Annotated in this window: 9 protein-coding genes; 2 read left to right on the top strand and 7 right to left on the bottom strand. The window is 71.7% G+C overall.

Annotation, left to right across the window (positions count from 1 at the left end):
- Positions 1-43: 43 nt before the first annotated feature.
- From ABT288_RS38990 to ftsE, 3 genes are all read right to left on the bottom strand, one after another.
- Positions 44-1,216 carry a S41 family peptidase gene (locus tag ABT288_RS38990; protein WP_351618457.1) on the bottom strand — a complete coding sequence of 391 codons (1,173 nt, stop codon included), beginning with the start codon at positions 1,214-1,216 and terminating at the stop codon, positions 44-46.
- 91 nt (positions 1,217-1,307) lie between these two features.
- Positions 1,308-2,225 (bottom strand): permease-like cell division protein FtsX, encoded by a 918-nt coding sequence (ftsX, locus tag ABT288_RS38995; protein WP_351618460.1) that lies wholly within the window; start codon positions 2,223-2,225, stop codon positions 1,308-1,310.
- Between the two features lie 34 nt (positions 2,226-2,259).
- Positions 2,260-2,949, bottom strand: coding sequence for a cell division ATP-binding protein FtsE (gene ftsE / locus ABT288_RS39000; RefSeq protein ID WP_031159396.1), 690 nt, complete (start codon positions 2,947-2,949; stop codon positions 2,260-2,262).
- Between the two features lie 260 nt (positions 2,950-3,209).
- On the opposite strand from ftsE, the gene ABT288_RS39005 reads away from it, so the two are divergent.
- Complete coding sequence (locus ABT288_RS39005) at positions 3,210-3,401, top strand: hypothetical protein (protein ID WP_023550109.1); 192 nt, start codon at positions 3,210-3,212, stop codon at positions 3,399-3,401.
- A 121-nt stretch (positions 3,402-3,522) separates the two neighbouring features.
- Here ABT288_RS39005 and ABT288_RS39010 read toward each other — a convergent pair whose 3' ends face one another.
- The 4 genes from ABT288_RS39010 to ABT288_RS39025 form a co-directional block, all read right to left on the bottom strand.
- Positions 3,523-4,461 (bottom strand): LPXTG cell wall anchor domain-containing protein, encoded by a 939-nt coding sequence (locus ABT288_RS39010; RefSeq protein WP_351618462.1) that lies wholly within the window; start codon positions 4,459-4,461, stop codon positions 3,523-3,525.
- A gap of 297 nt (positions 4,462-4,758) precedes the next feature.
- Complete coding sequence (gene prfB, locus ABT288_RS39015; protein WP_351618465.1) at positions 4,759-5,865, bottom strand: peptide chain release factor 2; 1,107 nt, start codon at positions 5,863-5,865, stop codon at positions 4,759-4,761.
- A gap of 216 nt (positions 5,866-6,081) precedes the next feature.
- Positions 6,082-7,308, bottom strand: coding sequence for a serine/threonine-protein kinase (locus tag ABT288_RS39020; RefSeq protein WP_351618468.1), 1,227 nt, complete (start codon positions 7,306-7,308; stop codon positions 6,082-6,084).
- Between the two features lie 144 nt (positions 7,309-7,452).
- The gene (locus ABT288_RS39025) at positions 7,453-9,144 is read right to left on the bottom strand and encodes a serine/threonine-protein kinase (RefSeq protein ID WP_351618470.1); all 1,692 of its coding nucleotides are present in this window, start codon (positions 9,142-9,144) and stop codon (positions 7,453-7,455) included.
- A 369-nt stretch (positions 9,145-9,513) separates the two neighbouring features.
- Here ABT288_RS39025 and ABT288_RS39030 point away from each other — a divergent pair.
- The coding region (locus tag ABT288_RS39030) for an FHA domain-containing protein (protein WP_351618473.1) at positions 9,514-10,181 on the top strand (668 nt) is incomplete at its 3' end.

The following is a 10,181-nucleotide window of genomic DNA, read 5'->3' on the forward strand; positions in this document are numbered from 1 at the left end:
TTGGCACCACACCGGGGGTGGGAGTACAGCCGATTACGCGTGGCTACGAGGGGTCACCCAGGCCGGTGAGGACCGTCTCGGCCCGGGGCAGGGCCTCCTCCGGGTCCGCGTCCAGGTCCGGGGTGATGCCCCGGGCGTCGACCGCGTGGCCGGAGGGGGTGCGGTAGTGGCCGACGGTCAGCTCGGCCACCGAGCCGTCGGGCAGCTCGCTCGGCATCTGGATGGAGCCCTTGCCGAAGGTGCGCGAGCCGATCACCACCGCGCGGCCCCGGTCCTGCAGGGCCCCGGTGAGCATCTCGGCCGCGCTCATCGTGCCGCCGTCGACCAGGGCGACCAGGGGCCGGGTGGTGTCGCCGCCGGGGTCGGCGTGCAGGGAGCGCTGGGCGCCGTCGACGTCGTACGTGGCGACCAGGCCGCCGTCGAGGAAGGCGGAGGCGGTGTCCACCGCCTCGGTGACCAGGCCGCCGGAGTTGCCGCGCAGGTCGAGGACGATCCCGTCGCCGGCCGGGGCCTGCCGCACCGCGGCGCGGACGGTGTCCCCGGAGCCCTTGGTGAACGCGGCGATCTTGATGACGGTGACCCCGCCGGGCAGCCGGCGCACGGTCACGGAGTCGGTGGACAGGCTGGCCCGGTGCAGGGTCTCGGTCCACGCGCGCGTGCCGCGCTGCAGGCCGAGGGTGACGGCCGTGCCCGCGGCCGCTTCGTCGGCGTCGCCGCGCAGTAAGGAGACCACCTCGGTGACCGGCCGCCCGTCGACCTTGCTGCCGTCGACGCTGCGCAGCCGGTCGCCCTTGCGGATCCCGGCCGCGGCGGCCGGCGAGCCCGGCTGCACCCTGGTCACCTCGATGCGGCCGTCCCGCTCGCGCCGCGCCCACAGGCCGACGCCGGTGTAGCGGCCGTCGAGGGACTCCTGGAACTCCTGGTACTCGCCCTCGGAGTACACCGCGCCCCAGCGGTCCCCGCTGCGGCTGACGGCCCGCTCGGCGGCCTCCATCGGGGACTTGCCGTCGGCCATCGCCTCGGCGGCGGCCCGCTGGACGTCCTCGTGGCTCGTGGCCGTACGCGCCGGCCCGGTGACGGGTCTGCGCGCGGTGGCCTCGGGCTCCGGGAAGGAGCCGGTGGCGGCGCCGGTGACCAGGACGCCGGCGAAGACCAGTGTCAGGGCGGCCCCGCGGCGGATGCTGCGGGGCCGGCAGAACAGGTCTCGGCCTGGCACGGCGGGGAGTCCTCGGCCTGACATGGCGGTGAGTCTAGGACAACGCGAAGGGCCGTACGGGCGGATGCCCGTACGACCCTCTTGGCATGCGTCACACCTTCAGGTACTTGCGCAGCGCGAAGAACGCCGCAAGTGACGGCATGAGAACGCTGGTTGCGAGGATCAGCGGCAGCTTGGTCAACACCGCGTCCCAGCCGACGAAGTTGATGAGCGTGAGGTGGTGGGAGAGGTCCATGCCGTGGTCGATGGTGAAGTACCGGCCGACCACCAGGGCCACACAGGCGAGTCCGCCGCCGATGAGTCCGGCGACCGCGGCCTCGGCGATGAACGGCGCCTGGATGTAGAAGCCCGAGGCACCGACCAGGCGCATGATCCCGGTCTCGCGCCGGCGACTGAACGCCGAGACGCGCACGGTGTTGATGATCAGCAGCAGCGCGACGATCAGCATCATCGCCATCACGCCGAGCGCGCCGCGGTTCATCAGGTTCAGCAGCGTGAAGAGGTTGTCCAGGATGCCCTTCTGGTCCTGCACGGACTGCACACCGGGACGGCCGTTGAAGGCGGACGCGATCACCTGGTACTTCTGCGGGTCCTTCAGCTTGATCCGGTACGACTCCTGCATCTGGTCCGGCGTGAGCGAACTGGCCAGCGGTGAGTTGCCGAACTGCTCCTTGTAGTGCTTGTACGCCTCGTCCTGCGACTCGTACGCCACCTTCTCGACGACCGGCATCTTCTGCAGGTCCGAGAGGATCTGCTTCTTCTGGTCCTCGGTCACCGCGCCCTTGGCGCAGTTGACGTCCGAGTCGGCGTCGTGCTTGTTGCACAGGAAGATCGAGACGTTGACCTTGTCGTACCAGTAGCCCTTCATGGTGCTCACCTGGTCGCTCATCAGCAGCGAGCCGCCGAAGAGCGCCAGGGACAGGGCGACGGAGACGATGACGGCGAAGGTCATCGTCAGATTGCGGCGGAGACCGACACCGATCTCCGACAGGACGAACTGGGCGCGCATGGCGTCTTGTCGAGCCTTTCGGTCGTGAACTTGCTTAGTGCTGGTAGCCGTAGACGCCGCGGGCCTGGTCGCGGACGAGGCGGCCCTTCTCCAGCTCGATGACGCGCTTACGCATCTGGTCCACGATGTTCTGATCGTGCGTCGCCATGATGACCGTGGTGCCCGTCCGGTTGATGCGGTCGAGCAGCTTCATGATGCCGACGGAGGTCTGCGGGTCGAGGTTGCCGGTGGGCTCGTCGGCGATCAGCAGCTTGGGCCGGTTGACGAAGGCCCGCGCGATGGCCACGCGCTGCTGCTCACCACCGGAGAGCTCACCGGGCATCCGGTCCTCCTTGCCGCCGAGCCCGACGAGATCGAGCACCTGCGGCACGGACTTGCGGATCTCGCCGCGGGACTTGCCGATGACCTCCTGGGCGAAGGCCACGTTCTCCGCGACGGTCTTGTTCGGCAGGAGCCGGAAGTCCTGGAACACCGTCCCCAGCTGGCGGCGCATCTGCGGCACCTTCCAGTTGGAGAGGCGCGCGAGGTCCTTGCCCAGCACGTGCACCTGGCCGTGGCTGCACCGCTCCTCGCGGAGGACCAGCCGCAGGAAGGTGGACTTTCCGGAGCCGGAGGACCCCACGAGGAACACGAACTCGCCCTTCTCCACCTCGAGGGAGACATCCCTGAGTGCGGGGCGGGTCTGCTTGGGGTAGACCTTGGAGACATTGTCGAATCGGATCACGGATGCACCACGCGTCGCCGGGGGTAGATGAGCGTGACCATACGCGAACCGGGTGTGCAAGTGCAGTCGCAGGTCGAGGTTGGGTAAGGCTTGTACGTTTTTGTACCGGCCCCGGTTCTCTCCTGGTTCCCCCTCGGTTCGCTCCCGGCTCTCCGAGGCCCCGCGCACGCTCCGCGGGAACCTGGCACAGTGGAGGGGGGAACGTTCTCGGTCCCGTGAGCGTTGATACGAGTGATGGCCGGTGCGAGGAGGGCGAGCGCATGACGTACGACCGGTTGGTGTGCGCGAACTGCGCGGCGCCCGTGAGCGAGGGCAGGTGCCCGGTGTGCCGTGCCAACCGCGAGCGACTGCAGCAAGAGGGTTTCCTGGGCGGGGTGAACCCGATGGCGCTGATCGCGCTGCTGGCGGTGCTGATCGCCGCCGTGGCGCTGCTGGCGCACCAGACCGCGTGAGACCGGCGTCCGGTAACCGGCACGTGTAAGAAAAGCCTCAGAAACCCGTCAGGGCCCGGAGCGTCGGCTCCGGGCCCTTCCGTGTGCGCGGCGAGCGCGCCGCGTCACCGTGGGGTCACACTCAGGCGGCAGCGCCGCCACGGCCGTTGACCAGACGCGGCAGAACGCGGAAGCCGATACCGCCGGCGATCATCGTCGCGGCGCCGATCAGCAGGAACGCGGTCTGACCGGCACCGGTCTCGGCGAGCTGCTTGCCGCCGCCCTGGGGCTGGTTGTCGGAGCCGGTGTCGGTGAGCTGCGAGGAACCCTGGTCCTGGGTGGCGGGGCCGTTGCCGCCCTGCGGGTTGTCGTTGTTGCCGCCGGTGGTGCTGCCGCCCGTGGTGGAGGAACCGCCGCCGGTGGTGCTGCCACCCGTGGTGCTGCCGCCGCCGGTGGTGCCGCCGCCGGTGGTGCTGCCGCCACCGGTGGTGCTGCCGCCGCCAGTGGTGCCACCGGTGCCGGTCGTCCCACCGGTGCCAGTCGTCCCACCGGTGCCAGTCGTGCCACCAGTGCCGGTCGTCCCACCGGTGCCAGTCGTGCCACCAGTGCCAGTCGTGCCACCAGTGCCGGTCGTGCCACCAGTGCCGGTGGTGCCACCGGTCCCGTTGTCACCGCCGGTGGTCGTGTCGCCGCCGGTCGTGGTGTCGCCACCGGTCGTGGTGTCGCCACCGCCGATGACGCCGCCGATGGTGACGTCACCGCCAGTGGTCGTGTTGCCACCGGCGGTCGTGTCGCCGCCGGTCGTGGCGTCGCCACCGGTGGTCGTGGCGTCGCCGCCGGTGGTGGTCCCGGCGGTGGTGGTCCCGCCGGTGGTGGGGCAGACAGCGAGGTCACAGCCGCCGTCACCGCCGTCGGTACCGCCGTCGCCCTCGCCGTTCGCGTGTGCGCCCAGGCTGATCGGGCCCGCCTGGACCTCGAAACCCGCGGCGGAGGCCGCGCCGGCTGCGGTCAGTGACGCACCGGCCGCGATCACGGCGCCGGCGGCTATCCGCGCGACCCGGATCCGCGTCTTCTTCGTCATATGGTTGCTACCCCCAGTAGCTGTTCGTCAATGAGGCGGCGCATGGGGCGTTGCCGTGATCGACGGGAGGCAGCCGGTGACGAAGTCGCGTCAACTCATTCCCCCGGTTCACATGCGCCCCTGAAGTACGCATGCCACGCTTAACCCTTCCGATTTTTCAAAGCAACGTCAAGGCCGTTGCGGGCGCAATGTCCTGTCGGGGGGTGTTTGCGGCGAGTTGAAGCCTGTGAGTGTGATGTAGAACCCAGACAAAAGACAACTGCCGCCCCGCGGGCGGCAGTTGTCATGTCGACAAAGTTACTTCTCCTGCTGCTTGCGCCAGCGAATACCGGCCTCCAGGAACCCGTCGATCTCACCGTTGAACACGGCCTCGGGGTTGCCGACCTCGTGCTCGGTGCGCAGGTCCTTGACCATCTGGTACGGGTGCAGCACGTACGAACGCATCTGGTTGCCCCAGGAGTTGCCGCCGTCGCCCTTGAGGGCGTCCATCTTGGCCTGCTCCTCCTGCCGGCGCCGCTCCAGCAGCTTGGCCTGGAGGACGTTCATGGCGGTGGCCTTGTTCTGGATCTGCGACCGCTCGTTCTGGCAGGAGACCACGATGCCGGTGGGGAGGTGGGTGATGCGGACCGCGGAGTCGGTCGTGTTGACACCCTGGCCACCGGGCCCGGAGGACCGGTAGACGTCGATGCGCAGGTCGCTCTCGTCGATCTCGACGTGGTCGGACTGCTCGACGACGGGCAGCACTTCCACGCCCGCGAAGGAGGTCTGGCGGCGGCCCTGGTTGTCGAAGGGCGAGATGCGCACCAGGCGGTGCGTGCCCTGCTCGACGGAGAGGGTGCCGTAGGCGTACGGCGCCTGGACGGCGAAGGTGGTCGACTTGATGCCGGCCTCTTCGGCGTACGACGTCTCGATCAGCTCGGTCTTGTAGCCGCGCTGCTCGGCCCAGCGCAGATACATGCGCTGGAGCTTCTCGGCGAAGTCCGCGGCGTCGACGCCGCCGGCCTCGGCGCGGATGTTGACGAGCGCCTCACGGGCGTCGTACTCGCCGGACAGGAGGGTACGGACCTCCATCTCGTCCAGCGCCTTGCGCACCGCGACCAGCTCGGACTCGGCCTCGGCGCGGGTGTCCGGGTCGTCCTCCTCCTCGGCCATCTCGAAGAGGACGGCGAGATCGTCGATCCGACCGCGCAGCGCCTCCGCCTTCCTGACCTCGGCCTGGAGGTGGGAGAGCTTGCTGGTGATCTTCTGCGCCTCGTCCGGGTTGTCCCAGAGGGACGGCGCGGCCGCCTGCTCCTCGAGCACGGCGATGTCTGCCCTCAGCCTGTCGAGGTCCAGGACGGCCTCGATCGACTCCATGGTCGAGGAGAGGGACTTCAGCTCTTCGGATACATCGACGACTGCCACGCATCCAGCGTAACGGCTCCGCCGAGCGGCGAGGGCCGGGAGCTCGCGAGCTGCCGGGGTGCCCGGCGCTGCCGTGCCCCTGCCGGGGTCCCCGCCCCCGGACCTCCGCCTTCGCCCGCCCACCAGCCGTCCCGGCCGGCCGGGAGGACACCGTCCCGGGCGACCGAGCCGCGAGGCGCCGCAGGGGCCCCTTCCCGGCCGGCCGGGCCGGGTGGGTCACGGGGTCGACGTGCTGTGCGTGTTGCGCGGCGCGTCCGAGCCCCCGTCGGCGGAGGCCAGCCACGCGCCGACGCCCACGACGGCCGCCAGCACCACCCCGGCCACCCCCAGAGTCACCCGGCGCCGCCGCACCGCGGCCTTGTGCCGGGCCGACCCCGGCCGGGGCGCGCCGGGGGCCCGGGGAACGCGAGCGGTCCCGTGCGCGCCGCCCGCCAGCTCGTCCGGCCCCGGCACCCTCATCGACGTGTGCGTGTCCCGGTTGGAGTCCGGCTTGGCCCCGGGGACGAGGGAGACCGCCCCCCGCCGCCGTACCGGCTCGTCCCCCTGCGGAGCCGACGGCGCGGGCTCGTCCACGGCCTCCTCGGAGAGCTCCGGCTCGTCCACGTCCAGCGGCGGCATCCCGGCCAGCGTCGGCAGCTGCTCCCGCAGCCGCGCCGCCAGCTCGGAGGCGCGCAGCCGGGACGCCGGCGCCTTGGCCAGGCACTGCACGATCAGCTGCCACAGCTCCTCCGGGATGCCGGGGAGAGGTACGACGGTCTCCGTGACGTGCCTGCGCAGCACCGCCCCCGGATGCCCCCCGCCGAACGGCGTGAACCCGGCCAGCAGCTCGTACAGGACCGTCGCCAGGGCGTAGATGTCCACGGACGCGCGCGGCGGCAGGCCCTCGACGATCTCGGGGGCGAGGTAGTCCGGCGTACCGATGATCTTCGTGGCCCGCGTCCGCTTCGGCGTGTCGATCAGCTTGGCCACGCCGAAGTCGGTGAGCAGGGCGGGGTGGGCGCCGCCGGGTCCGAGTGGGCCCTGCATGTCGAGGAGCACGTTCTCGGGTTTGACGTCCCGGTGGACGACCCCGGCCGCGTGGGCCGCCGCCAGCGCGTCGGCGACGTCGGCGACGATCGCCACGGCCGCCTCGGGGGCGAGCCGCCGCTCGCGCTCCAGCCGGGTGCGCAGGTCGGTGCCGCGTACGAGGTCCATGACCAGGGCCAGGTCGTTGCCGTCGACGACCAGGTCGCGCACGGTGACGATGTGCGGGTGCTCCAGGCCGAGCAGCGCGGTGCGCTCCTGGACGAAGCGTCCGACGAGCTCCTGGTCGGAGGCGAGGTCCTCGCGCAGCAGCTTGACGGCGACGGGGCCCTCCGGCCCCTCGCCCAGCCACACCGTGCCGGCGCTGCCCCGCCCCAGGATCTGGTTCGCGGTGTACCGGCTGCCGATCTTCCGTGCCAAGACTGCTCCTACAGACGCGCGTTGTCGCGTGGTGTCGTTAAAACTACGCGTCCGACGAGCCAACCTTCACCGCGGAGACGGAAATCACCCGTCAGATGTCGACAAATCCGCAAACTCGCGGTCAGTTACCGTGAGTACACGGGGTCAGTTGCCGCCGCCCGAAGAGCCGCCCAGGTCCTTGACCCACTTGCTGACCTGACCGGCCCAGTGGCTCACCTCGTGCCAGTAGCTGCGGCCCTGGCCGATCCACGTGTGCAGCGGGGTCAGCTCATAGATCAGCCAGCTCGCCACGACCAGGATGACGATCGTGAACAGGCAGCCCTTCAGGCAGCCGAGACCCGGGATCTTCATCGGGTTGGCACTGCGCTGCCGGGGCGCCCGGGGCTCGCGGGCGGGCCGCTGCGGCTCCGGCGCGGGCGGCGCGTACCGCTGCGGCTGCTGCGGCTGCTGCGGCGGGGCGTACTGCTGAGGCTGCTGGGGCGCATAGCCGTACCCCTGCTGGTACCCCTGCTGCCGACCGCGCGGCTGCGGCTGCTGGGGGCGGCCCTGCGGGGCCTGGCGCGGCTGCTGCCCGGGCCGGGCGACCTGCCGCTGCGGCCGGTGGTACAGCGGGTCGTCCTCCGGGGACAGGAACTGCTGGACCTGCGTCTGCTCGTTGCGGTCGCGGGCCGCGCGCAGCTGGGTCTGCCAGGGGTGCGGCTGCTCGGGCTGCGGCCCCTGCGGGCCGGTGTTCGGCAGCACCGCCGTCGGGTCCGCTGCGCCCGTGTTCGGCAGTACGGCGGTGGGGTCGGCGGCGCCGACGGGGCCGCCGGTGTGCGGCAGCACGCTCGTCGCGGCGTTCGGGTCGTACGCGCCCCGGGGGCCGGTGTTCGGCAGCACCTGGGTGGGGTCGGCGGCGCCGGGCACGCCCGGCACGGCGGTCGGGGCCGGGTCGGGGGCCAGCAGCGCGCCCACCCCCTCGGCGGCGGCGATCTGCGCGGCGTTCGCGTGCACCCCGATGCCCTCGGCGACGACCCTGAGGCCGCGCGCCAGGTTCTCGGCGCTGGGCCGTTCGTCGGGGTTCTTGCGCAGGCAGCGCTCTATGACCGTCCACAGCGGGTCGGGGACGGTGGAGGGGCGGCGCGGCTCGGCGCTCAGGTGCTGGTGCAGCACCTCCAGCGCGGTGCTGCCGGCGAACGGCGGGTGGCCGGTGACCAGCTCGTACAGCAGGATGCCGGCGCCGTAGATGTCCACGGCGGAGGTCTGCGGGCGGCCCTCGGCGGACTCCGGTGCCACGTACGCGGGCGTGCCGACGAACTCCTGGGTGCGGGTAAGGCCCGGGGAGTCGGCGAGGCGGGCGATGCCGAAGTCGGTCAGCATCGGGTGCAGCCGGCCGTCGTTCTGCTGGAGCAGCACGTTGGCGGGCTTCAGGTCGCGGTGGACGACGCCGTCGGCGTGGCTCGCGGCGAGCGCGTCGGCGATCTGCGCGGTCATCAGTGCGGCGGCGACCGGCGTGAAGGGGCCGTTCTCGCGCAGGTGGCGGTGCAGGTCGGGGCCGTCGACGAGGTCCATGACCAGCGCCAGCAGATCGCCCTCGACGACCAGGTCGCGGACCCGGACGACGTTGGGGTGGGTGAGGCGGAGCAGCACGGACCGCTCGCGCAGGAAGCGCATCACGATGTCCGGGTCGCTCGCCAGCTCCTCCTTGAGGACCTTGATGGCGACCGTCTCGCCGGGCTGCCCGGCCACGGCCGCCTCGGCGCCCGCGGTCTCGCGCTGGCGGGCACGCCAGACGGTGCCTGTGGCGCCGCGTCCGAGCGGCTCCTCAAGCAGGTACTTGCTGCCGACTGGCCGCACGTCACGCGCTCCCTGCTGCTTGCTGATGCTTGCTTGCCTGCATTCCGGTTGTCGTCCGGTGGTCATTCCGGTTGTCCGACCCACTGTAGTGCCGCCGTTGCGGGCACCACGTGTCGACGGAAAGACGCGCGTCCCGGTCTCCTGGTTGCCGGGACCGGACGTGACCGATCTCAAGTGATCGCGGGTACGGCACTGGTCAGGCACTTTTGGGGGCAGAGCCGACCAATCAAGATCACTTGTCACCGGGTCCGGGGCGCGTTGTCGGTGGCAGGTGCGAGGATGCCTTCCAGTACTGGCCGACGTGCTCGTGTGTGGGGTGGGGGGAAGTCCGTCCCGCGCAGACCCGCGCAGAAGGGACCGCTGACGCCGATGCAGATCCGGCTGACCGTCGTAGACCCGCTGGGCCCGTCCCCGCAGCGGGGCCGCGCCGCGAGCCGCGACGTGCTGGTCACGGCGCCCACGGGCACGGACCTGGCCGCGGTCGCGTCGGCGCTGGCCGGGGCGGTCACCGGGGAGGGCCGCGAGGCCGCCAACTCCTCCGTCGTGCTCTACGCCGGCACCGAGCGGCTGGATCCGCGCCGCTGCACCCTCGGCGAGCCTCCGCTGGTCGACGGCGCCGTGCTGTCCCTGAGCGCCCCGGCGGCCGCCGAGCCGCATCCCGAGCTCGACGACGCGCCGACCCAGCTGCATGTCGTCGCGGGCCCGGACGCGGGCGGGGTCCATCTGCTGCACGGCGGCCGGATCACCGTGGGCCGCTCGGCCGAGGCGGACGTGCCGCTGGACGACCCCGACGTGTCCCGGCTGCACTGCGCGGTCACCGTCGGGGCGGACGGTCGCGTGTCCGTGGCCGACCTCGGCTCCACGAACGGTACGGCGCTGGACGGGGCGCGGGTGGGCGAGCGTCCGGTGCGGGTCCCGGCCGGGGGCCTGCTGCGGATCGGGGGCCGCCAACCGGCACGTCCACTGGGTGGACACCGACCGGCACGGCTACGGCGTGCTCGACATCACCGACGCCCGTACGCAGATGGACTACTACG

Origin of the sequence: Streptomyces sp. NPDC001093, assembly GCF_040298985.1 — a bacterium.
Taxonomy (GTDB): domain Bacteria; phylum Actinomycetota; class Actinomycetes; order Streptomycetales; family Streptomycetaceae; genus Streptomyces.